22 protein-coding genes are annotated in these 21,574 nt (G+C 75.2%); 17 read left to right on the top strand and 5 right to left on the bottom strand.

The genetic code is table 11. The features are described from left to right. Together ABD160_RS23365 and ABD160_RS23370 are read left to right on the top strand one after the other, a co-directional pair. The coding region (locus ABD160_RS23365) for a transglycosylase domain-containing protein (protein ID WP_344026014.1) at nucleotides 1–2,462 on the top strand (2,462 nt) is incomplete at its 5' end. Between the two features lie 71 nt (nucleotides 2,463–2,533). Continuing rightward, nucleotides 2,534–2,746 (top strand): hypothetical protein, encoded by a 213-nt coding sequence (locus tag ABD160_RS23370; RefSeq protein WP_344026016.1) that lies wholly within the window; start codon nucleotides 2,534–2,536, stop codon nucleotides 2,744–2,746. A gap of 6 nt (nucleotides 2,747–2,752) precedes the next feature. On the opposite strand, the gene ABD160_RS23375 is transcribed toward ABD160_RS23370, so the two are convergent. Next, the gene (locus ABD160_RS23375; RefSeq protein ID WP_344026018.1) at nucleotides 2,753–3,652 is read right to left on the bottom strand and encodes a LysR family transcriptional regulator ArgP; all 900 of its coding nucleotides are present in this window, start codon (nucleotides 3,650–3,652) and stop codon (nucleotides 2,753–2,755) included. Nucleotides 3,653–3,727: 75 nt separating this feature from the next. Between ABD160_RS23375 and ABD160_RS23380 the strand changes: the two genes are divergently transcribed. The 5 genes from ABD160_RS23380 (at nucleotide 3,728) to ABD160_RS23400 (ending at nucleotide 6,899) form a co-directional block, all read left to right on the top strand. After that, the gene (locus ABD160_RS23380; protein WP_344026020.1) at nucleotides 3,728–4,321 is read left to right on the top strand and encodes a LysE/ArgO family amino acid transporter; all 594 of its coding nucleotides are present in this window, start codon (nucleotides 3,728–3,730) and stop codon (nucleotides 4,319–4,321) included. Between the two features lie 136 nt (nucleotides 4,322–4,457). Further along, a complete protein-coding gene (locus ABD160_RS23385) occupies nucleotides 4,458–5,294 on the top strand; it encodes a helix-turn-helix domain-containing protein (RefSeq protein WP_344026022.1) in 837 nt (278 codons plus the stop codon). Beyond that, the gene (locus tag ABD160_RS23390) at nucleotides 5,291–5,674 is read left to right on the top strand and encodes a VOC family protein (protein ID WP_344026024.1); all 384 of its coding nucleotides are present in this window, start codon (nucleotides 5,291–5,293) and stop codon (nucleotides 5,672–5,674) included. The genes ABD160_RS23385 and ABD160_RS23390 overlap by 4 nt, the downstream gene beginning before the upstream one ends. Then, nucleotides 5,671–6,048, top strand: coding sequence for an MmcQ/YjbR family DNA-binding protein (locus ABD160_RS23395; RefSeq protein WP_344026026.1), 378 nt, complete (start codon nucleotides 5,671–5,673; stop codon nucleotides 6,046–6,048). Before ABD160_RS23390 ends, ABD160_RS23395 begins: the two co-directional genes overlap by 4 nt. A gap of 89 nt (nucleotides 6,049–6,137) precedes the next feature. After that, nucleotides 6,138–6,899, top strand: a complete 762-nt coding sequence (locus ABD160_RS23400) for an alpha/beta fold hydrolase (protein WP_344026028.1) — start codon at nucleotides 6,138–6,140, stop codon at nucleotides 6,897–6,899. 52 nt (nucleotides 6,900–6,951) lie between these two features. On the opposite strand, the gene ABD160_RS23405 is transcribed toward ABD160_RS23400, so the two are convergent. Continuing rightward, a complete protein-coding gene (locus tag ABD160_RS23405) occupies nucleotides 6,952–7,377 on the bottom strand; it encodes a TIGR03668 family PPOX class F420-dependent oxidoreductase (protein ID WP_344026030.1) in 426 nt (141 codons plus the stop codon). Nucleotides 7,378–7,460: 83 nt separating this feature from the next. On the opposite strand from ABD160_RS23405, the gene ABD160_RS23410 reads away from it, so the two are divergent. The 3 genes from ABD160_RS23410 (at nucleotide 7,461) to ABD160_RS23420 (ending at nucleotide 9,350) form a co-directional block, all read left to right on the top strand. Next, nucleotides 7,461–8,447, top strand: coding sequence for a pirin family protein (locus tag ABD160_RS23410; protein WP_344026032.1), 987 nt, complete (start codon nucleotides 7,461–7,463; stop codon nucleotides 8,445–8,447). Between the two features lie 76 nt (nucleotides 8,448–8,523). Continuing rightward, nucleotides 8,524–8,868 (top strand): ArsR/SmtB family transcription factor, encoded by a 345-nt coding sequence (locus ABD160_RS23415; RefSeq protein WP_344026034.1) that lies wholly within the window; start codon nucleotides 8,524–8,526, stop codon nucleotides 8,866–8,868. Beyond that, nucleotides 8,865–9,350, top strand: a complete 486-nt coding sequence (locus ABD160_RS23420; protein WP_344026036.1) for an SRPBCC family protein — start codon at nucleotides 8,865–8,867, stop codon at nucleotides 9,348–9,350. The genes ABD160_RS23415 and ABD160_RS23420 overlap by 4 nt, the downstream gene beginning before the upstream one ends. Here the strand turns inward: ABD160_RS23420 and ABD160_RS23425 are convergent. After that, nucleotides 9,314–10,333 (bottom strand): AraC-like ligand-binding domain-containing protein, encoded by a 1,020-nt coding sequence (locus tag ABD160_RS23425; RefSeq protein WP_344026039.1) that lies wholly within the window; start codon nucleotides 10,331–10,333, stop codon nucleotides 9,314–9,316. The two genes, ABD160_RS23420 and ABD160_RS23425, sit on opposite strands and share 37 nt — an antisense overlap. Nucleotides 10,334–10,459: 126 nt before the next feature. Here ABD160_RS23425 and ABD160_RS23430 point away from each other — a divergent pair, with 126 nt between their 5' ends. The 4 genes from ABD160_RS23430 to ABD160_RS23445 are packed head-to-tail and all read left to right on the top strand — an operon-like array spanning nucleotide 10,460 to nucleotide 15,976. Then, nucleotides 10,460–11,413: a VOC family protein gene (locus ABD160_RS23430; RefSeq protein ID WP_344026041.1), complete on the top strand. Its 954-nt coding sequence runs from the start codon at nucleotides 10,460–10,462 to the stop codon at nucleotides 11,411–11,413. Then, a complete protein-coding gene (locus tag ABD160_RS23435) occupies nucleotides 11,413–12,033 on the top strand; it encodes an alpha/beta hydrolase (protein WP_344026042.1) in 621 nt (206 codons plus the stop codon). The genes ABD160_RS23430 and ABD160_RS23435 overlap by 1 nt, the downstream gene beginning before the upstream one ends. A gap of 9 nt (nucleotides 12,034–12,042) precedes the next feature. Beyond that, on the top strand, nucleotides 12,043–15,129 hold the full coding sequence (locus ABD160_RS23440; protein ID WP_344026044.1) for a DEAD/DEAH box helicase: 3,087 nt from the start codon (nucleotides 12,043–12,045) through the stop codon (nucleotides 15,127–15,129). Then, nucleotides 15,122–15,976 carry an SWIM zinc finger family protein gene (locus ABD160_RS23445; RefSeq protein WP_344026046.1) on the top strand — a complete coding sequence of 285 codons (855 nt, stop codon included), beginning with the start codon at nucleotides 15,122–15,124 and terminating at the stop codon, nucleotides 15,974–15,976. Before ABD160_RS23440 ends, ABD160_RS23445 begins: the two co-directional genes overlap by 8 nt. Before the next feature lie 287 nt (nucleotides 15,977–16,263). Here ABD160_RS23445 and ABD160_RS23450 read toward each other — a convergent pair whose 3' ends face one another. Further along, complete coding sequence (locus ABD160_RS23450) at nucleotides 16,264–16,605, bottom strand: DUF3817 domain-containing protein (protein WP_344026048.1); 342 nt, start codon at nucleotides 16,603–16,605, stop codon at nucleotides 16,264–16,266. A 131-nt stretch (nucleotides 16,606–16,736) separates the two neighbouring features. Here ABD160_RS23450 and ABD160_RS23455 point away from each other — a divergent pair, with 131 nt between their 5' ends. Further along, nucleotides 16,737–17,654, top strand: a complete 918-nt coding sequence (locus tag ABD160_RS23455; protein ID WP_344026051.1) for a TIGR03854 family LLM class F420-dependent oxidoreductase — start codon at nucleotides 16,737–16,739, stop codon at nucleotides 17,652–17,654. Here ABD160_RS23455 and ABD160_RS23460 read toward each other — a convergent pair whose 3' ends face one another. Then, complete coding sequence (locus ABD160_RS23460; protein ID WP_344026053.1) at nucleotides 17,655–19,391, bottom strand: hypothetical protein; 1,737 nt, start codon at nucleotides 19,389–19,391, stop codon at nucleotides 17,655–17,657. Nucleotides 19,392–19,469: 78 nt separating this feature from the next. Here ABD160_RS23460 and ABD160_RS23465 point away from each other — a divergent pair, with 78 nt between their 5' ends. Continuing rightward, on the top strand, nucleotides 19,470–19,988 hold the full coding sequence (locus tag ABD160_RS23465; protein WP_344026055.1) for a DUF309 domain-containing protein: 519 nt from the start codon (nucleotides 19,470–19,472) through the stop codon (nucleotides 19,986–19,988). A 62-nt stretch (nucleotides 19,989–20,050) separates the two neighbouring features. After that, complete coding sequence (locus ABD160_RS23470; protein ID WP_344026057.1) at nucleotides 20,051–21,568, top strand: GDSL-type esterase/lipase family protein; 1,518 nt, start codon at nucleotides 20,051–20,053, stop codon at nucleotides 21,566–21,568. Nucleotides 21,569–21,574 lie beyond the last annotated feature (6 nt).

Raw genomic sequence — 21,574 nt, forward strand, 5'->3', positions numbered from 1 at the left:
CGGCGGCCGCCGCCGCGGCCGGGGCCGGGGCCGGGACCGGAACCGGCGACGCCGGCACCTCCGCGCTCGCCGCACCCGGCGACAGCGGCACCACAGCGCTCTCCGCACCCGGCGACGACGGCACCTCCGTGCTCGCTGCACCCGACAGCGGCACCACGGCGCTCTCCGCACCCGGGGACAGCGGCAGCACGGCGCTCAGCGCACCCGGCGACAGCGGCGCGACCGCGCTCACCGCAGCACCCCGCCGGCGCCGCCGGGCCGAGCCGGAGCGTCCGCTGGACCGGCTGGTCGCGCTGGTCGGCCCCGGGATCGGCACCGTCCGCCGCCGGCTGGGCATCCTCGACGCCGACGCGAAGGCCGCGCTCACCCCGCAGCAGCGGACGGCGCGCCGCCGCAAGCAGGTGCGCTACTCGCTGGCCGGCGGGGCGGCGTCGATCGTGCTCCTGCCGCTGCTGCTGCTCGGCATCGGCTGGCTGATCTTCCCGATCCCCAGCCCGGACGACGCCGTCAACAACCAGATCGCGACCGTGTCCTACACCGACGGCGAGCAGCTCGCCCGGCTGGTCCCCGAGCAGGGCAACCGGATCAAGGTGTCGATGGACGCGATCCCGGTGCACGTCCGCGAGGCCGTGCTCGCGGCCGAGGACCGGACGTTCTACTCGAACCCCGGCTTCGACATCACCGGGATCCTGCGCGCCGTCGTCAACCAGCTCACCGGCGGCGCGGGCGGCGGCTCCACGATCACCCAGCAGTACGTCAAGAACACCCTGGTCGGCAACGACGCGACGTACTGGCGCAAGTACAAGGAACTGATCGTCTCGCTGAAGGTCTCCGGGCAGAAGTCGAAGGACGAGATCCTCAACGACTACCTGAACGCGATCTACTTCGGGCGCGGCGCGTACGGCATCGAGTCCGCCAGCCTCGCCTACTACGGCAAGCCCGCCGCCGATCTCACCCCGAGCGAGGGTGCGCTGCTGGCCGGGATCATCCAGTCGCCGTCCAACTGGGACCCGGCGAACGCGCCGGACCGGGCCCGGCAGCGCTGGGCGTTCGTGCTGGACGGCATGTCCCAGCAGGGCTGGATCTCCCGGGAGGACCGGGACGCCGCGCAGTTCCCGGCGACGATCCCGCCGGAGAACACCTCGCGGTCGTCGTCACTGACCGACGAGCGCGGGCACATCCTCAACGCGGTCCGGTCCGAGCTGGGATCGCTGGGCATCTCCGAGCAGGCGTTCGCGCAGGGCGGCCTGCAGGTCACCACGACCGTCGACCCGCAGCGCCAGCAGCAGCTCACCGACGCGGTGCGCGCCGAGATGGAGGGCCAGCCCGAGGAGCTGCGCACCGGCGCCGTCGCGATCGACCCGCGGACCGGCGGGATCGTCGCCTACTACGGCGGGGAGAACGGCACCGGTCTCGACTACGCGCGCGTGCTCAAGCAGCCCGGCTCGACGTTCAAGCCGTTCGCCGTGCTCGCCGGCCTGCTGGAGGACCCGCCGATCGGCCTGGGCACCGAGTTCGACGGCTCCGAGCGGCCCGGCCTGCGCAACGCGGAGGGCGCCAACTGCCCCACCTGCGACCTCAAGCAGGCGATGACGATCTCCAACAACGTCGTCTTCACCAAGCTCGCCGCCCAGGTCGGGCCGCAGAAGGTCGCCGACGCGGCCCGGCTGGCCGGGATCACCGCGTCCCTGGACAACCCGGACGCGCGGCTCCCGCTGGGGAACAAGGAGGTCACCCCGGTCCAGCTCGCGTCGGCGTACGCGACGATCGCCGCCGGCGGGGTCTGGCACGCGCCGCACCTGGTCTCCAAGGTCGTCGACTCGGAGGGCCGGGTGCTCTACGAGTACTCCCCCGGCGAGGGCGAGCAGCGGTTCCCCGAGCAGGTCGCCCGCAACGTCACCGAGACGATGCTGAACGTCCTGCCCAACGACGGCCTGCAGCTGCCCCGCGGGCAGGAGGCGGCCGGCAAGACCGGCACCGTCCAGTCCCGCTTCGAGGGCCAGAACAACGACGCCTGGTTCGCCGGGTTCACCCCCGGGCTGGCCACCTCGGTCTGGGTCGGGACCGACCGCAACGACCCCATCCGGGACGCCTCCGGCACCCCGATCAGCGGCAAGGACCTGCCCGGCGACATGTGGCAGGAGTTCATGTCCAGCGCGGTCCGCACCGGTGAGGTCGCCGAGTTCCCGACGTTCCGCGCGATCGGGCGGCCGCCGTCGACGCTCGGCCCGAACGAGCCGACCGAGACGCCGGAGCCGACCCCGGCGAGCAGCGCGCCCCCGACCCCCACGCCGCAGCCGGAGGAGCAGCTCCCCCCGCCGCCCGAGGAGCTGCCCGAGCCGCCGCCGGAACAGGACCAGCCGGCCGTCACCCCGGAGCCGGGCGCCGAGCCGTTGCTCGGCCCGTCCGACAGCCAGCCCGGCGAGGACGCCGGCCGCGCCCCGGAACCCACCGTCGGCTGACCCGGCGCCGGGCCGGTGCCTCGCCCGACGGAACCTGCCCGCGGCGGCGTCGCCGGGCTACCGTGGAGACCGTGACCGGAGCGCGCCATTACGAGGTGGTGGCCTGGCGGGCGGACCGCAGGCTCACCCTCTACGTGCCCGGGATCGAGGCGTCCACCACGGTCGACGATCCGCGCGCCGCCGAGGACGCGGTCCGTGACCTGATCGCCGACCTGACCGGCACCGACCGCGGCGACATCACCTGCGACATCCGGCTCGGCCGGCCCTGGCGGTCCGGGATCTGAGCCGGCTCAGCGCGCCGCCGGCGGGACCAGGATCCCGGCCGCGACCTCCTGCACCGCCGCGGTGAGCGCGTCCAGCACGGTGGTGCTCAGCTTCCAGTGCTGCCAGTAGAGCGGCACGTCGAGATACCGCTGCGCGTCCAGCAGCACGATCCGGCCGCGGTCGGCGGACGCGCGGGCCGGGACGTCGGTGAACATCCCCCAGCCGAGCCCGGCCCGGATGGCGTCGTGGTAGCCGTCGGCGGCGGGCACCCGGTGCGCCGTCCCGGTGCACGGCCGGTGCGTGAGCTGCCGGACGAAGCGGGTCTGCAGGCGGTCCTTCGTCCCGAAGTCGACCCGCGGTGCGAGCGGGAACGCCTCGGCCGGGTCGCGGCCGGCGAACCAGCGGTCGTACACCGCGCGGGCGGCGACCGGCCGGTAGCGGGTCGCCCCGATCGGCTGCACCGCGCAGCCCTGGACCGCCGCGGCCGACGTCGTCACCGCCCCGACCACGGCGCCCTCCCGCAGCAGCGCCGCGGTGTGCTCCTCGTCGTCGATGTGCAGGTCCAGGCGCACCCCGTGGCGCTGCGCGAGCGGCACGACGGCGCGCAGGAACCAGTGCGTGACCGAGTCCGCGTTCACCGCGATCGGCAGGTGCACCGTCCCGGCCGGATCGTGCCCGCCGAGATCGCGCGCCACCTCCCCCTCCAGCAGGGCGACCTGCCGGGCCAGCCGGAGCAGCGTCCGGCCCGCCTCGGTGGCGGTGCACGGCCGGGACCGGCGGACCAGGATCTGCCGGGCCTGCCGTTCCAGCGCCTTGATCCGCTGGGACACCGCGGACGGGGTGATCGCCAGCCGCTCGGCCGCCGCCTCGAAGCTGCCCTGCTCGACGACCGCGCTCAGGGTCGCCAGCCGGTCCCGGTCGTACATGAAGCAATTCTAAGCTTCATGACCGAACATGAACCGCTGCGGTGATCCGCAGGTACCCGGCCTAGCGTCCGGACCGTGAGCGTGGTGGTGGGGTTCGGGACCGGGTTGTCACTGATCGCGGCGATCGGGGCGCAGAACGCGTTCGTGCTGCGCCAGGGGCTGCGCCGGGAGCACGTGCCGGCCGTGGTCTCGTTCTGCGTGCTGGCCGATCTGCTGCTGGTGACGGCCGCCGTCGCCGGCGTCGGGCTGGTGCTCGGCGAGGTGCCGGGGCTGGCCGAGGCGGTGCGCTGGGGCGGGGTGGCCTACCTGGCCGGTTACGGGCTGCTGGCGCTGCGCCGGGCGCTGCGGCCGGGCGTCCTCACCACCGACCGGACGGGTGCGGCCCGGCCGCTGGCGCCGGTGCTGGGCACCGCCGCCGCGCTGACCTTCCTGAACCCGCACATGCTGCTGGACCTGCTCGTCCTCGGGTCGCTGGCCGCCGCGCACGGGGACGGCCGGTGGGCGTTCGCCGCCGGGGTCGTCGCGGCCAGCCTGCTCTGGTTCGCCGGCCTCGGCTTCGGCGCGTCCCGGCTGGCCGGGCTGTTCGCCCGGCCGTCCGCCTGGCGGGTGCTCGACGGCGCCGTCGCCGTGGTGATGCTGGGGCTCGCCGCCGGTCTCGCACTCGTCTGAGACCCGCGGTCGCGGTCGGCGCCGCGCCCTCGCCGCGCCCGGGTGGGCCGGTTCCGGACGCCGGGCCGCGCGCGACGCCGTGGCCGTCCACCCGCAGCAGCTGCCGGAGCAGCCGCGACCCTGGCACGATGCCGTCATGGACGGGGAGTACCGGCCGGCGCGACCGCCGGCCGCGCTGCGTCCCTTCGTGCTGCGCTACCTCGGCTACCGGGAGGAGTCCGCGGTGCCGGTGCAGCGGCGGCAGGCGCCCGCCGCGGGCATCGCGCTCGTCATCGGGTTCCATCCGCTGGAGCTGTCCGGCCCGGCCGTCGGCAGGACGACGACGGCCGCGTTCGTCGGCGGGCTCGGCGACAGCTGGGTGCTGACCCGGTTCACCGGACCGCAGGCCGGGGTCCAGGTCGATCTGACCCCGATCGGGCTCTACACCCTGCTCGGCGGCCGGGCCCTGCCGAACGGCGCGGTCCCCGCACTGGACGAGCTGGCCGATCCGGTGCTGTCCGCGCTGCCCGAGCGGCTCGCCGCCGCACCCGACTGGCCGGCGCGCTTCGCGCTGGTCGACGAGGTGCTGGCCGGGCGGCTGCTGGACGTGCGGGCCCGCCGCCCGGCGCCGGAGGTGGTGCACTCCTGGCACCGGCTCGCCGCCACCGGCGGGCGGGTCCCGGTGTCCGCGCTGGCCGCCGAGACCGGCTGGAGCCGCAGGCACCTGCAGTCCCGGTTCTCCACCCAGATCGGGATCGGCCCGCGCACCGCGGGCCGGGTGCTGCGCTTCTCGCGGGCGTCCGGGCTGGTCTCGGGCAGCCGGGTGCCGCTGGCCGAGATCGCCGCGACCTGCGGCTACGTCGACCAGGCGCACCTGAGCCGGGAGTTCCGCGCGCTCGCCGGTGTCACCCCCGGCGGGTTCCGCGCCGAGTGGGCCGGGTTCCCGTTCGTACAAGACGGGCTCCCGGCCGCCGAGCAGGATCGGACAGCATGAGCATCCACACCACACTCCGCTACGACGACCCGCGCGCCGCGATCGACTTCCTCACCTCCGCGCTCGGCTTCCGCGAGCTGAACGCGCACGCCGGCGACAACGGCGTGATCGCGCACGCCGAGCTGGCCTGGGACGACGGCGACGACACCGCGGTGCTCGCGCTCGGCGCCCGCCGCGGCGTCGACGACCGGTTCGACACCGGACGCGCCGTCCTCTACCTGACCTGCGACGACCCGGACGCCCTGCACGCCAGGGCGGTCGCCGCCGGGGCCCGGGTCGTGATGGAACCGGTCGACCAGGACTACGGGTCGCGCGAGTTCGCGGTGGCCGATCCGGAGGGCAACGTCTGGTCGGCGGGGACGTACCGGATGACCGGATGACGGCCCGGCACCCCGATCCCGCCGATCCGCTGCCCTGGCTGCGGGAGATCTGCCTGTCGCTGCCCGAGGTCACCGAGAAGATCAGCCACGGGTCGCCGTCCTGGTTCGTGAAGCGGATGTTCGTCAGCTACGCCGAGCACCATCACGGGCACCCGCACATCGCGTTCTGGTGCGCCGCGCCGCCGGGGGTGCAGGAGGAGCTGGTCGCCGAGGATCCGGCCCGGTTCTTCCGGCCGGCCTACGTCGGGCACCGGGGCTGGCTCGGGGTGGTGCTCGACGGGACCGGCGAGCAGGCCGCCGACCGCGACGAGATCACCGAGATCGTCACCGACGCCTACCGCCAGGTGGCACCGACACGGCTCGCCGGGGCCTGAGCGCCGGGCTTCCGCGGGGCCCGCCCACGTCCGCGGGCCCGGGCGAGGCGCCGCGGCCCCGGGCGGAGCACCGCTTAGCATGATCGACCGTGCCCGCGACGACGCTGCTGGAACTCGACGGCCTCCGGTACGAGTTCGACGACGTGCCCGGTTCCCCCGATCTCGCGCCGCTGCTGTTCCTGCACGAGGGCCTCGGCTCGGTCGGCCTGTGGCGCGGGTTCCACCGGCGGATCGCGGCGGAGAGCGGCCGGCGCACCGTCGCCTACTCGCGGCTCGGGCACGGCCGCTCGGACCGGCCGCGCACCCCGCGCACGACGTCGTTCATGGCGGAGGAGGCGGCCGTCGTCGTCCCGGCGCTGTGCTCGGCGCTGGACCTGCGCCGTCCGGTCCTTCTCGGGCACTCCGACGGCGGGACGATCGCGCTGCTGACCGCGGCCCGGCTCGACGTGTCCGGGGTGGTCGTGCTGGCCCCGCACGTGCTGGTCGAGGACTTCGCGCTGGCCGAGATCCGGGCCGCGCGGACCGCGTTCGAGCAGGGTGACCTGCGCAGCCGGATGGCCCGCCACCACGACGACCCGGACGCCGCCTTCCGCGGCTGGAACGACATGTGGCTGGCCGAGGAGTTCCGGGCCTGGGACGTCCGGGACGAGCTGTCCGCGATCACCGCGCCGGTGCTCGGGATCCAGGGCCACGACGACCCGTACGGCAGCATCGTGCACGTCCGCAGCGTCGCGGAGCGGGCGGCGGGCCCGGTCACCGTCACCGAGCTGCCGTGCCGGCACTCGCCGCACCTGGAGCTGCCGGACGAGACCGCCGCCGCGATCACCGGCTTCCTCGCCGACCTCCGGTGACCGGCCCGCACCCGCCGCGGCGGACCGCGCAGCCGGGGCGGCGCCGGCCGGATCAGCGGGCGGACCAGCCGGTCCAGCGGGTCGGGGCCAGCACGAGCACGTCCCCGTCCGGCGGCTCGGCGGCGTACGGCGGGTACTTCGCCACCAGCGCCGCGATCGCCCGCCGGTACAGCTCGCCGTCGGTGTGCAGCTCGGCGACGGCGTCGACCCGGACCCACCACAGCTGCGACCAGTCGTCGTCGTAGTGGTCGGCGAGCAGACCCACCCGCGGATCGGCGGCGACGTCGCGCAACCGGGCCAGCCGGGTGTGCCGCTTCGCCTTGACCCGGTCCACCGCGGACACCACCATGCCGTCGACCAGCGCGAACGTGATGGGCACCAGTCTCGGGGTGCCGTCGGTGTGCCGGATCGTGGCGAGCCGGGCGACCCGGGCGGAGCCGAGCAGCTCGGCGGCGGCGGACTGCGACAGTGCGGGCATCGCCGGTCAGTCTGGCCGCCCGGGAACAGCACCGCTACCCTGATTGTTGAGCGTGCAACCACCACCGAATCCGGGAGGATCCGATGCCCGCCGTCACCGTCACCGACGTCAGCACGCTGCCCCGCGTCCCCGAGCCGGGCCCGACCGACCTCGACCGCGGCGTCCGCTCGGTCACCACCGCCCCGAAGGGCTACGAGGGCGAGGGCTTCCCGGTCCGCCGCGCGTTCGCCGGCGTCGACCTGCGCGATCTCGATCCGTTCCTGCACATGGACCAGATGGGCGAGGTCGAGTACGCGCCGGGCGAGCCGAAGGGCACCTCCTGGCACCCGCACCGCGGCTTCGAGACGGTCACCTACATCATCGACGGCACCTTCGAGCACGGCGACTCGCACGGCGGCGGCGGCACCATCACCGACGGCGACACCCAGTGGATGACGGCCGGCTCCGGCCTGCTGCACATCGAGCGCCCGCCGGAGGCGCTGGTCCGCACCGGCGGGCTGTTCCACGGCCTGCAGCTGTGGGTGAACCTCCCCGAGCAGGACAAGTGGCTGCCGCCGAAGTACCAGGACCTGCGCGGCGGCGAGTCCGCACTGGTCGCGAGCGCGGACGGCGGCACGCTGCTGCGGGTGATCGCCGGCGACGTCGCCGGGGTCTCCGGGCCGGGCGCGACGCACACCCCGATGGCGATGGTGCACGCGACCGTCTCCCCCGGCGGCGAGCTGCGGCTGCCCTGGCCGCGCCCGTTCAACGCGCTCGTCTACGTCCTGGGCGGCTCCGGCACGGTCGGCGCCGACCGGCGGCCGATCCGCACCGGCCAGCTCGCGGTGTTCGGCCCCGGCGACACGATCACCGTGGGCGGCAACGTCTCCCAGGAGTCCCGCCATCCGGCGTTCGACGTCGTGGTGCTCGGCGGGCTGCCGATCCGGGAGCCGATCGCCTGGGCCGGCCCGTTCGTGATGAACACCGAGGCCGAGGTGCGCCAGGCATTCGAGGACTACCAGCGCGGGCGGCTCGGCGTCGTCCCGTCCGACTACGTGCCGCACGGCTCGCTGCCCGGCTCCTTCAGCTAGTTCAACTTCCGGGTTGAATACGGGCCGGTCCTCCGCTAGCTTCTTGTTCAACCGAAAGGTTGAGCAAGGAGGGGACGTGGAGGACCGGCTCTCGAAGGTGTTCGCCGCACTGGCGGATCCGCTGCGCCGCGACATGGTGGCCCGGCTGGCCGCCGACGACGCGACGGTCAACGAGCTCGCCGAGCCCTACGACGTCTCCCTGCAGGCCGTGTCGAAGCACATCAAGGTGCTCCAGGACGCGGGGCTGGTCCGGCGCAGCCGGGAGGCCCAGCGGCGTCCGGTGCACCTCGAGGCAGAGGTGTTCGACCTGATGACGGCCTGGATCGAGCGGTACCGGCGGCAGGTCGAGCAGCGCTACCGGCGCCTCGACGACCTGCTGGCCGAGGAGTCGTCCGGAACCAGCGAGGGAGCAGCGTCATGAGCGGCACCACCACCCGTGAGACCACCATCGAAGCCGTCGCGGACCTTCCGATGGTCCGCGTCACCCGCGAGTTCGACGCCCCGCCGGACCGGGTCTTCGACGCGCACGTCGACGTCGAGAAGGTGCGGCGCTGGCTCGGCCCGCGCAACCTGACGATGACCGTGCAGCGCTGGGACGCCGAGACCGGCGGCGGCTACCGCTACACGCACGCCGACGCCGACGGCGAGTACCGCTTCTACGGATCGTTCCACGAGGTCAGGGCGCCGGAACGGATCGTGCAGACGTTCACCTTCGAGGGCTTCCCGGACGGTGTCTGCCTGGAGACGCTCACCGTCACCCCGCTCGACGGCGGCCGCAGCCGGCTGGTCGGCACGTCGCTGTTCGACTCCTTCGAGGCCCGCGACGGGATGCTCGCCTCCGGCATGGAGGTCGGGGTGCGGGAGGGTTACGAGCAGCTCGACGAACTGCTCGCCGCGGGCTGAGCAGCCGGCTGGGCAGGCGGCTGGGCGGTGGCGCGTTCCCGGTAGGCGGCCGGGGTCAGTCCGGTCTCCCGCTTGAACACCTGGCCGAAGTGCGACGGCCCGCGGAAGCCCCAGCGGGCCCCGATCGCCGCCGCGGGCACCGCGGCCGCCGAGGGGTCGGCCAGGTCGCGGCGGCACATCTCCACCCGCCGGGACCGGATCCACGCCGCGGCACTGGTGCCGGTCCCGGCGAACAGGTTGTGCAGGTGCCGGGGCGAGACGTAGTGCGCGGCGGCGATCCCGGCCGGGCTGAGATCGGGATCGCCGAGATGGGCGTCGACGTGCGCCTTGATCCGGTCCAGCAGGTCGCAGCGCGGCTGCGGCTCGGCCCCGGCCGCCGTCCGCAGCAGCACCCCGACCAGGTCCATCGCGCCGCGCATGGCGAGCGCCCCGTGCGGGCCCAGCGCGGGCAGGTTCCGGTTGAGGCTGATCACGGTGTCCCACACGGTGGCCGCCAGCCCGGCCCGGTAGTCGAACGCGGTCGCGGTGATCCCGGTCAGCGGCTCGCCGCCGCGCGGCTCGACGCGCTCGTGCCCGAACCGCACGCACAGCGCCCGGTACCCGTCGGCGGCGACCACCCGGACCGGGCGGGACGCGTCGTAGAGCGCGTACCGGCCGGGCCCGAGCACCGCCGTCCGCCCGTCCTGGGTCACCCGGGAACCGCCGGCGAGCTGCAGGCTCAGCACGTAGCAGCCGGTGTCGGCGACGGCGATCTCACCGGCGTCCCGGTCGGCGGCGTGCCCGGCGCCGCTGAGCGTCACCAGATCGACGCCGTCCGCCGAGCGGGTCCCGACCGACCCGGTGAACAGCTGCGGCCGCTCGCACTCGAAGCCGAACCCGGCGATGCCCTCGCGGACCGCGGCCGTCCACGGCACGAACCGCTGCACGGCCCCGGCCGCCGGGACGGCGTCGGCGAGATCGGTCGTCGTCACCCGGTGGCCCACGATCGCCCACGGTAGCCCGCCGTGCACGGACACGACAGGTTCCTGCGCTGCCCGCCGATGCGCACCGGGCGGCCCGGTTCCTACCGTCGGGACCGACCGATCCGGCGACGCAGCGGAGGCTCAGCCATGGCCCATGTCGAGGGCTCGCACCACGTGACCCTGTCCGTGGGACACGCCCAGGAGGACGTCGACTTCCACGTCCGGATCCTGGGGATGCGCTTCATCAAGCGCACCGTGCTCTTCGACGGGTCACTGCCGATCTACCACCTCTACTACTCCAACGCCGACGGCGACCCGTCCAGTGTGGTCACCACGTTCCCGTGGGCGCAGGCGGGCCAGTTCGGCACCCGCGGCACCAACCAGGCCCGCGAGGTGCTGCTGTCGGTCCCGGAGGGCTCGCTGGAGTTCTGGTCCCGCCGGCTGACCGCGCACGACGTCGAGGTGGCCGACACCGAGCGGTTCGGCCGCAGGCGGCTGGCGTTCCGGCACCCGTCCGGCATCGAGTACGTGTTCGTGCCGAACGCGGGCGACCCGCGGACCGGCCATCCCGGCCACGGCGTCCCGCCGGAGCACGCGATCCACGGCATCCACGGCGTCGGGCTGCACGTCACCACCCCGGACCGGATGGTCGAGTTCGCCGACGAGTCGTTCTTCGCCCAGGGCGCCCCGGTCGAGGAGGGCGACGTCGCCGCCCTGCAGATCGGCGACGCGAAGTTCGGCAACCACCTGGAGATCACCGTCAACCGGCGCGACGACCAGGGCACCTGGCGCTACGGCGCGGGCACCCACCACCACTTCGCGTGGAACGTGTCGGACCTGCGCAACCAGGACGAGGTGAAGTTCGCGATCGAGGGGGCCGGCTACACCGACATCTCCGAGCTGAAGGACCGCAAGTACTTCAAGAGCGTCTACGTCCGGACGCCCGGCGGGGCGCTGTTCGAGCTCGCCGTCACCCATCCCGAGGGCGGCTGGACCTGCGACGAGTCCCCGCAGGAGCTCGGCACCCGGTTCCAGCTCCCCGAGCAGTTCGAGCACCGCCGCGAGAAGATCTTCGGCAGGCTCGAGCCGATCGAGATCTGATGCTCCGCTGGGGCGACCCGGCCGCCCCGGTCACGGTGCTCGCCCTGCACGGGCGGGACCGCGACCCGGCGGACATGCGGGCGACGGCGAGCCGGTTCGGGCCGGTCCCGGCGCGGTTCGCCGCACCGCGCGCGCCCGGCGGCTCCTGGTACCCGAAGCCGTTCCTGGAGCCGTTCGAGGAGAACCGGGCCGCCCTGCAGGCCGCGCTCGACGTGGTCGACGACCGGCTGGACCGGCTCGCCGCCGAGGGTCACGACCGGGACCGGGTGGTGCTCTGGGGCTTCTCCCAGGGCGCCTGCCTGGCCGCGCACCACGTGCTCGCCCGCCGCACCGCCCCGCTCGCCGGGCTGGTGCTGTTCACCGGCGGCTTCGTCGGCCCGGACCCGCTGCCCGCGCCGCCGCCGGGATCGCTGGCCGGCACCCCGGCGGTGCTGCGGTCGATCGCCGACGACCCGTGGGTGCCGCGCCGCCGGGTCGAGCAGACCGCCGCGCTGCTCACCGCCGCCGGCGCCGAGGTGGACCTGCGGATCGAGCCCGGCGACGAGCACGTGATCACCGACGAGGCGTGCTCGGCGGCCGCGGCGCTCCTGCGTGCGCTCGCTGTCGGGGGTGGCCTCTAGCGTGGGGGTGTGCTCGTCGTCCACGCCCTCCACTCCCCCGGCCGCGGTGTGCTGCTCTGGGCGGAGGACGGCGAACGCCCGGCCCGCACCACCCGGCGGTCGCTGCGCACCGCCCGCCCGCACCCGTTCGCGGTGCCGTCCGACGAGCTGGCCGCGGTGCACCCGGGCCGCAACGCCTCGGTCACGGTGCTGCTGCCCTCCCACCCGGGCGGCCCGCAGGACTCCCCCGGCCTGGTCCGGTCCACCGCCAGGGCCCGCTCCCGCAGCGCCCTCACGCTGGCACCGTGGACGGTCCCGGCGGTGCTGGTCGATCCGTCCGAGCTGACCGACCTGTCGGCCGACGTGCGCTACGGCGACGACGTCGCCCATCTCGCGGAGCTGGCGGCGTTCGCCGCGGAGCTGGCCGCCCGCGGGCGGGTGCTGCCGGTGCTGCGCACCGAGGCCGGCCGGCCGGTGGCCCGCTGGCGGCCGGTGGTCCAGGGGCTCGACGCGGTGGCCCGGGCCGATCTGGTGCGCAGGCTGCCGCCGGTGGCCCGCGCCGAGCAGCGGCGCCCGGGCGACGCCGCCGGTGCCGACCCGGAGGAGCTGGTGGACTCGGCGCTGTCCGGGTTCACCGACGCCGCGGTCCGCGAGCGGCTGGGCCGGTCGCCGTCGATGCCGGTGCCGCTGCCCGCGCGGCCGGACTCGGCGGCCGCGCTGCTGCACGCCCTCACCGGCCCGGACCCGGTGGTCGCCGCCGGATCGGCCGGGCTCGGCGCGCTGCGCGACGCGCTCGACGAGTGGGCCGGTGTCGGCCGCGAGCAGCCCGGCGCGGGCACCGCGCTGTTCCGGCTGGCGGAGGTCTCGTCGATGCACGATCCGGCCGATCCCGGGCCGGACCCGCTGGACCAGACCGGCGACGGCACCCGCTGGGAGCTGCAGTTCGTGCTGCAGTCCACCGAGGACCCGAGCCTGCAGATCGACGCCGCCGACGTCTGGGCGGGCACCGCCGACGACCTGGTCACCGGCGCGCAGGAGGTGCTGCTCGCCGAGCTGGGCCGGGCCGCGCAGGTGCTGCCGGCGCTGGTCAGGGCCCTGCGCAGCCCCCGGCCCGCCGAGCTGGCGCTCGACGTCGAGGGCGCGCACCGGTTCCTCACCCGGGACGCGCCCGCGCTGCTGGCCGCCGGGTTCGGGGTCGCCCTGCCGCGCGGCTGGGACGGCGCGCGCACGCTCGGGCTGAAGCTGTCGGCGTCGTCGTCGGCGGCGCCGGGCGTGGTCACCCGGGGCGGTCTGGGCCGCGACGAGCTGGCCACCTTCCGCTGGTCGATCGCGGTCGGCGACGACGAGCTGGGCGAGACGGAGATCGCCGCGCTGGTCGCCGCGAAGGCGCCGCTGGTCCGGCTGCGCGGGCGCTGGGTCGCGGTCGACGCGGACGCGCTGGCCCGCGGCCTGGACTTCCTGCGCCGGTCCCGGGACCGCACGCCGACCGTGCACGACGTGCTGGCCGCCGCCCGGGGCGACGTCGACGCGCCGCTGCCGGTGACCGACGTGCAGGCGCACGGGCGGCTCGGCGAGCTGCTCGACGGGACCGCGGACCGCGACCTGGAGCCGCTGCCCTCGCCGCCGGGGTTCACCGCGACGCTGCGCCCCTACCAGGAGCGGGGGGTCGCCTGGCTGGCGTTCCTGTCCTCGCTCGGGCTGGGCGCCTGCCTGGCCGACGACATGGGCCTGGGCAAGACCGTGCAGCTGCTCGCCCTGGAGGCGCACGACCGGGCGCCCGGGGACGGCGCGGCCGGGGCGCCGACGCTGATCGTCTGCCCGATGTCGATGGTCGGCACCTGGCAGCGCGAGGCGGCCCGGTTCGCCCCGGCGCTGCGGGTGCACGCCCACCACGGCGCGGACCGGCCCCGCGGGGACCGGCTGCACGAGCGGTTCGGCGAGGTCGACGTCGTCGTCACCACCTACGCCACGGCCACCCGGGACGCCGAGGACCTGCGATGGTGGCGGTTCCACCGGCTCGTCCTCGACGAGGCGCAGATGATCAAGAACTCGTACGCCGCGGCGTCCCGCACGATGCGCTCGCTCGACGCGGCGCACCGGATCGCGCTGACCGGCACCCCGATGGAGAACCGGCTGGCCGAGCTGTGGTCGGTGCTGGACTTCCTGAACCCGGGCATGCTCGGCGTGCCCGAGGTGTTCCGGCAGCGGTTCGCGGTGCCGATCGAGCGGCACGGCGACGCCGGCGCGGCACGCACGCTGCGCCGGATCACCCGCCCGTACCTGCTGCGCCGGGTCAAGACCGATCCGACGGTGATCGACGACCTGCCGGAGAAGATCGAGATCGTGCAGGACCACCGGCTCACCCGCGAGCAGGCGTCGCTGTACCGCACGGTCGTCGACGACATGATGGAGCGGATCGAGGGCAGCGACGGCATCGAGCGCCGCGGCAACGTGCTGGCGGCGATGAGCAAGCTCAAGCAGGTCTGCAACCATCCCGCGCAGCTGCTGCACGACGGGTCGCCGATCCACCGGGCCGGTGGGCGGCACCGCTCCGGCAAGGTCGCCCGGCTGGAGGAGATCCTGGAGGCGGTGCTCGCCGCCGGCGACAAGGCGCTGCTGTTCACCCAGTACACCGAGTTCGCGGCGATGCTGCGCCCGCACCTGTCGGCGCGGTTCGACACCGAGGTGCTCTACCTGCACGGCGGCACGCCGAAGAAGCGGCGCGACGAGATGGTCGCCCGGTTCCAGGGGCCGGACGGGCCGTCGGTGTTCCTGCTCTCGCTCAAGGCGGGCGGTACCGGGCTGACGCTGACCGCGGCGAACCACGTGATCCACCTGGACCGCTGGTGGAACCCGGCCGTCGAGGACCAGGCCACCGACCGGGCGTTCCGGATCGGGCAGAAGCGGTCGGTGCAGGTCCGCAAGTTCGTCTGCCCGGGCACCGTCGAGGAGCGGATCGACACGCTGGTGGCGTCGAAGCGGTCGCTGTCGGACATGGTCGTCACCGACGGCGAGGACTGGCTGACGTCGCTGTCGGTCACCGAGCTGCGCGAGGTCTTCGCGCTCGGCGCGGACGCGGTGGCCGACGTCGAGGAGCAGGAGGGTCCCGATGAGTGACCGGCCGTTCTGGGCGCAGGAGGACTACCCGGGCGGGCGCCCGATCCGGGTCGAGGGCGGCATCCGGATCCACGCCCCGAAGGGGCCGGTGGCCCGGACCTGGTGGTCGGGGCGGTTCCTCTCGGTGCTCGAGCAGCTCGGCGTCGGCGGGCGGCTGTCCCGCGGGCGGACCTACGCCCGCTCCGGCCAGGTGGTGTCGTTCGAGGTCGACGCGGGCGCCGCCGTCGCGCTGGTCCAGGGCACCCGGCCGCAGCCCTACCGGGTGCGGATCGGGTTGCGGGTCTGGGACAAGCCGGAGTGGCGCCGGGTCGAGGAGGCGCTGGCCGCCGACGCCTGGTACGCCGCGGCGCTGCTCGCCGGGACGGTGCCGACCGAGATCGAGGAGCTGCTCGGCGGGCTGGGGATGTCGCTGTTCCCGGCGGCCGGCAACGACCTGTCGCAGGACTGCTCGTGCCCGGACCCGATGGTGCCCTGCAAGCACCTGGCCGCGGTGTTCTACCTGCTCGCGGAGCGCTGCGACACCGATCCGTTCACCCTGCTGGAGCTGCGCGGCCGGGACCGGGCGACGCTGCTGGGCCGGTTGCGCGAGGAGCGCGACCGGGCCGCCGGCACGGCCGGGGCGGCCGCCCCGGTGGCGCTCGCCGACCGGCTGGCGGACTTCTGGTCGGCACCGGCCGCGGCCGCCGTGCCGCCGCGGCCGCCGCAGACCGAACCGGGGGCGGTGCTCGCCCAGGTGCCGGATCCGGGGCTGCGGGCCGGTGGGGAGCCGCTGACCGAGGCGCTGCGGCCGGTGTACGAGGTGCTGGCCGATCCGGATCCGGGCGCCGGGGAGCCCGGGAACGTGTGAGGGCCCGGCCGCTGTGATCACCACGGCCGGGCCCTCGTCCCGAACTGACGCGCCGCTCCCACCACGAAGCGACACGACCGAACTTAGCCAAGGCTTACCTCAACGTCAAGTGCCGGGCCGGAACCCGGGGCCGGACCAGGCCGGCCGCGGCCGAGGCGCGCACCCGCCCCGGAACGCGGGACGGCCCGGCCGCTGTGGTCATGGCGGCCGGGCCGTGATTCCCGAACTGACGCGCCGCTCCCACCACGAAGCGACGGACAAAAGTTAGCCGAGGCTTACCTACGGCGTCAAGAGGCGAGCCTCATCCGGGCCGGCACCCGGTCCGCGTCGAGCCGGCCGGTCCGCACGACGTGCCGCTCGAACCAGATCGTGGTCAGCGGCGGGACGCTCGCCAGCAGGCCGACGGCGGTCGTCCACAGGTCCCACCGGAACAGCCGCGCGGTCCACAGCGTGACCAGCACGTACACGACGAACAGCGCGCCGTGGACCGGTCCGAACACCTGCACCCCGAGCTCGCTGGTGCCCAGCACCCACTTGACGAACATCCCGGCGAGCAGCCCGGTCCAGGACAGCGCCTCGGCGATCGCCACGATCCGGAAGATCCGGGCGACGAGGGTCGGGTCGTTCATGCGGGCGGCCTCCGGGCGGATCGTCGGGACGGGCGGGCTCCACTGTGCCGCATCCGGGACACGATCTTCTACTCGGCGTCGAACCGCGCACGGGGGTGACCGGACAGTGGTCGGAGCGTAACGTGGAGTGAGTGGTCGCCTCCCCGCACGGCAAGGTACGGATCGGTATCGGACTGCTCGGGGCACGCTCGCTCCCGGACCTCGGCACCGAGTTCGACGAGCTGCTCGACGCCCTCGACAAGTCCGCCGTGGACTCCCTCTGGCTCGCCGACCTGCCCTCCACCGGCGTCGTCGAGTCCACCGTCGGGAGCGCCTGGGCCGCCGCCCGCACCCGGCGGCTGAAGGTCGGCACCGGCGTCACCGTGCTGCCCGGGCGCAACCCGATGCTGCTCGCCGCGGAGCTCGCCTCGCTCGCGGTGCTCGCCCCGAAGCGGATCCTGCCGGTGTTCGGGATCCGCGCCGCGTCCCCGCACGACCGCCAGCTCTATCCGGTGCCGGGCCGGCTCGCCGCGGTGTTCGAGGAGTCGGTCACCGTGCTGCGCCGGCTGCTCACCGAGGACTCGGTCACCCACCACGGCGAGTTCTTCACCCTCGACGACGCCACGATCGTCCCGCGCCCGGCGCGCCCGCTGGACCTGTGGTTCGGCGGCCGGGCCGACGCCGGGCTGCGCCGCGCCGGGCGGCTCGCCGACGGCTGGCTGGCCAGCTTCCTCACCCCCGCGGAGACCGCCCGCGGCCGCGCCGTGATCGAGCAGGCCGCCCGGGACGCCGGCCGCACGATCGACGACGACCACTACGGCACCAACATCTGGCTGGCCGTGCCCGGCACCGACACCGACGCCGCGCTGGCCCGCGCCGCCCTGCAGCGCCCGGACGCCGATCCCCGCGAGCTGGTCGGAATCGGCTGGGACGGGACCGCCGAGCTGATCCGCCGCCACCTCGACGGCGGGATCACCAAGTTCGTGGTGCGGCCGTCCGCCCCGGTCGACGACTGGGCCGCCTACCTCGACGAGTTCACCGCCGAGCTCGGCCCGCTGGAGTCCGGCTGATCACCGGGTCACCGACAGCGCCTCCGTCGAGCCGGGCCGCAGGCTCCCGCAGCCCGAGCGGGGCGCCGCGCTCGCGGCCGCCCGGCGCGGCTGGGTGACCCGCTCGGCGTAGGCGGTCGCCGCGACGAGCCGGGCCGGGTCGGTCACCAGGTCCCGGCGGACCAGGTAGCCCGAGTCGGGCGACACCATCAGCACCGGCAGGTAGCGCTGCGCGGTTCGCGGATCGGCGAGCAGCCCGGTGCCGCGCGTCCAGTTCCCGTGCACCTCGATGAACTCCGGGCGTACCTCGTCGAGCAGGTGATCGCGCAGGCCCGCCATGTCGCCGTCGGCGTGGAACCGGGCCAGCGGCGCCGACACCAGACCGGCCAGGTCGACGACCTCGTACCGGCTGGTCAGCGCGGTCCCGCCGACGTCCGGCGTGGCGATCCGGCCGGACCGGACGCCGAGGATGTCGCCGAACGCGTTCGGCGCCGCCCCCATCCCGACGGCGATCGCGCACAGCGGCACCGTCGGGCCGTTCCGGAAGCCGCGGGCGATATGCCACCACGACGACGCCGACAGCACCAGCGTCGCCGCCACCAGCAGCGCGGCGACCGTGCGGCCCCGGCCGGTCAGAGCCCCGGCCATCCGCTCCGCGGCGAGCACCCCGGCCAGCCCGCCGAGCGCCCAGACCGGCGTCGCGAAGCGCTGCAGCCCCATCCAGTCCGGCTCCAGCACGGCGTAGGCCCCCAGCGCCAGTGCGAGCAGCACCAGGAGCACCGCGAGCAGCGGGCGGTGCCGGCCCGGCCGCAGGAACGCCGCCCCGAGCGCACCCACGGCGAGCGACACCGGCAGCCAGCCGACCACCGGCACCAGCTCCACCGGCCGGTCGAGCACCGACAGTCCGGGCAGCTCCTGCGCCTTCGCGACCGCGGTGTTCGGGACCCACAGCCCGAAGGTGGCCAGCCGCCAGGCCAGGTACGCCCCGTACGGCACCGCGAACGCGACCACCGACAGGGTGGCCGCGGCGGCCACCCGTCGCAGCGTGCCACGACGCAGCAGGAGCAACGCGACCAGCGGGTACGCCACGGCGTAGACCAGCCCGTCCGGCCGGGTCAGCGCCGCGGTCGCGGCGAGCAGCCCGGCCGTCACCGCGACCCCGGGCGCGGCGAGCCGGTCCCGCGCCACCGCCCGGACCAGCGTCGCCGCCAGTACCGACGTCACCAGGACCAGCAGCGGGTTCTCCAGCCCGGACGCCATCCACACCGCGTACGACGGGACGGCCGCCACCAGCGCCCCGGCGACCGCCGACACCACCGCGGCCCGCCACCGCCCCGGGACGATCTCGCGCGCGATCAGGTGGAACGCGACCGCGACCCCGGCACCGCAGGCCAGCGCCGCCGCCTTCGGGAACAGCACCAGGTCGGACACCCCGGACCAGCTGCCGCTGTCGAACAGCCCGGCCGCCGAGGCGAGCACCAGCAGGGCCAGCCAGGACGGGTTCGACCAACCCTCCACCGGGACCGCGCCGGGTTGCAGGACCGGACCGGCACCGGCCGCGATCGACCGGGCGTAGGCGAACGTGATCCCGGCGTCGTCGACCAGCCACCGGCCGTAGAGCGCCATGTGGCAGGCGAGCACCACGGTGGGGATCCCGACGGCGACCGCCCAGGCGGCCACCCGGGCGGCCAGGGCACGCCGGCCGGCAGGACGACCCGGTTCCGCCGCGTGCCGGACCGGACTCTCGGAGACGACCACCTGCAGGATTGTGTCGCAACATCATCACCGGGCCGCACCGGTGTGCCCGGTGCCCGTCCGGATGGCAGGGTCGGGGCCATGACTGCGACCCGCGACCGCGACGAGCGTGGCCGTGCCCGCAACGCCCGCCCCCGGGACGCCGCCGGCCGGCCGCTCCGCCGCGGCGCCGCCGGCGTCGAGCGGGTGCCCGAGGACCTGGTGCTGGCACCGGACGAGGCGGTCGCCGAAGCACAGCGGCTGCTCGACGAGGGCCTGCCGTTCCAGGCGCACGAGGTGCTGGAGGGCACCTGGAAGGACTGCACCGACGACGGCCGCGAGCTCTGGCGGGCGCTCGCCCAGCTCGCCGTCGGGCTGACCCACGCCCAGCGCGGCAACGCCCGCGGCGCGGTCGCGCTGCTGCGCCGCGGCGCCGAGGGCATCCGGGTCTGGCGGGTGCTCGGCCGGCCCGCCCCGGCCGGTCTGGACCTGGACGGCGTGACCGCGCACGCCGACACGCTCGCCGACGACATCGAGGCCGGCCGCGACGCGGGCCCGGACCGGCTGCGGCCCCGGCTGCGCGGTGGTGCCGTCCGCCACCCCGGCGACCGACGTCCGTGACGCGGGGGCGGTCGTCCGGGCACGATGTGGGGCATGCAGCTCCCCGGTGACCCCCGCTGACGGTGCCCGCCCGCTCCGCCCGCACGCCCTGGTTCCGCAGCCTGCTGCGCGAGGCCCGGTCGCTCCCGACCCTGCTGCTGCTCGCCCTGATCGCGGTCGTCGGCGTGCCGCTGGTGATCATGGCGACGCCGGAGAAGCAGGTCGAGGTGTTCGGCCAGGAGGTCGGCGTCGGCGCCCGGGTGCCGCCGCTGACGCTGTCCGGCCCGGCCCAGATCGTGCAGATCGGCAACGCCGAGTTCGATCTCAGCAGCGTCCAGGTCTACGGCCCGATCCGGCCACGGCTCTCGATCGGCCCGCTCAAGCGCCCCGAGGACAACGGGCCGGTGCTCGGCCCGCACACCGTCGACGGCGCCGGTGACGCGGTCCGCACGCTCACCGACGGCTTCGTCACCTGGTACCTGTGGGGTGCCGCCGGGATGGTCGTCACCGCGCTGCTCGCCAGCGGCCTGATGGGCTGCGCGCGGCTGCTGGTCGCGCTGCGCCGGGCCCGGCGCCACGACAGCGAACCCGTGCACTGGGACGACCACGCCGGCCCGATCGGCCGGATGACGACGATCGCGGTGGCCGCGTCGGTGCTGCTGTGGGGCGGTGCCGGCGTCGCCGCCCTGCACGGCACCACGTCCGGGCTGGCCTCGGTCACCTCGGTGACCGACCTGGTCGGCGCGTCGACGGTGACCCCGTCACCGGCCGGGCCGCCGGTCACCGGCGTCACCGGCGCGGTGATCGGCGACTCCCGGGCCGCCCGGATCGGCGGCCCGCCGGTCGAGCAGCCGGACGGCACCATCACCCCGGACGACGCCGCCTGCGCCCGCAGCGCCGACTCGACCGCCGCCGAGCTGTCGCTGCTGCGCGGCGAGGAGGTGCTGAACCTGGCCTGCGCCGGGGCCAGCGTCGCCGCCGGGCTGCGCGGGCCGCAGCTGCGCGACGGGGTCACCGTCGATCCGCAGGTCGGGCGGCTCAAGCAGGTGCAGGGACTGCAGTGGGTGGTCGTCACGATCGGCCCGAACGACCTGGCCTGGTCGGACTTCCTGCTGTACTGCTACGGCTCCGAGACCTGCGACGACCGGCTCTCCGAGGGCGAGTTCGAGTCCCGGCTGGCCGTGTTCGCCCGGGACGTGGGCGCGCTGTTCAACGACCTGGACGCGCTGCCCGGCGATCCGCGGGTCGTCGTCACGCTGTCCTACGACCCGTTCCCGGCCACATTCGACCCGGCGTGCACCGACATGCAGGGCCCGCCCGGCACCGCGGGCCTGGACCAGGACAAGATCGACCTGCTGGCCGAGCGGAACCGCAGGCTCAACGACGTCCTGGCCGACGGCGCCGCCCGGTTCGGCTTCACCACCGCGGCCCCGAACCTGACCCCGCTGTGCGCGCCGTCCGCCGACCGGATGGGCCCGGACCTGCAGGGCCTGGACCGGCCCGATCCGTTCCACCCGACGGCGGTCGGATCGCTGCGGATGGCCGCGTCGACGGCGGCGGCGCTGGCGATCCCCCGCGAGGAGCCGCGCGACGTGCCCTGACGCCCG

Origin of the sequence: Pseudonocardia kongjuensis, from assembly GCF_039526905.1 — a bacterium.
Lineage (GTDB): Bacteria > Actinomycetota > Actinomycetes > Mycobacteriales > Pseudonocardiaceae > Pseudonocardia > Pseudonocardia kongjuensis.

Bases quoted from the DNA above. Each gene is read 5' to 3' on its own strand.
- ABD160_RS23405 (WP_344026030.1), bottom strand. From the start codon at position 7,377: ATGCCCGCACTGTCGCAGTCCGCCGCCGCCGAGCTGCTCGGCTCCGCC.
- ABD160_RS23465 (WP_344026055.1), top strand. From the start codon at position 19,470: ATGACTGCGACCCGCGACCGCGACGAGCGTGGCCGTGCCCGCAACGCC.
- ABD160_RS23395 (WP_344026026.1), top strand. From the start codon at position 5,671: ATGACGGCCCGGCACCCCGATCCCGCCGATCCGCTGCCCTGGCTGCGG.
- ABD160_RS23430 (WP_344026041.1), top strand. From the start codon at position 10,460: ATGGCCCATGTCGAGGGCTCGCACCACGTGACCCTGTCCGTGGGACAC.
- ABD160_RS23435 (WP_344026042.1), top strand. From the start codon at position 11,413: ATGCTCCGCTGGGGCGACCCGGCCGCCCCGGTCACGGTGCTCGCCCTG.
- ABD160_RS23450 (WP_344026048.1), bottom strand. From the start codon at position 16,605: ATGAACGACCCGACCCTCGTCGCCCGGATCTTCCGGATCGTGGCGATC.
- ABD160_RS23375 (WP_344026018.1), bottom strand. From the start codon at position 3,652: ATGTACGACCGGGACCGGCTGGCGACCCTGAGCGCGGTCGTCGAGCAG.
- ABD160_RS23385 (WP_344026022.1), top strand. From the start codon at position 4,458: ATGGACGGGGAGTACCGGCCGGCGCGACCGCCGGCCGCGCTGCGTCCC.
- ABD160_RS23445 (WP_344026046.1), top strand. From the start codon at position 15,122: ATGAGTGACCGGCCGTTCTGGGCGCAGGAGGACTACCCGGGCGGGCGC.
- ABD160_RS23420 (WP_344026036.1), top strand. From the start codon at position 8,865: ATGAGCGGCACCACCACCCGTGAGACCACCATCGAAGCCGTCGCGGAC.
- ABD160_RS23410 (WP_344026032.1), top strand. From the start codon at position 7,461: ATGCCCGCCGTCACCGTCACCGACGTCAGCACGCTGCCCCGCGTCCCC.
- ABD160_RS23390 (WP_344026024.1), top strand. From the start codon at position 5,291: ATGAGCATCCACACCACACTCCGCTACGACGACCCGCGCGCCGCGATC.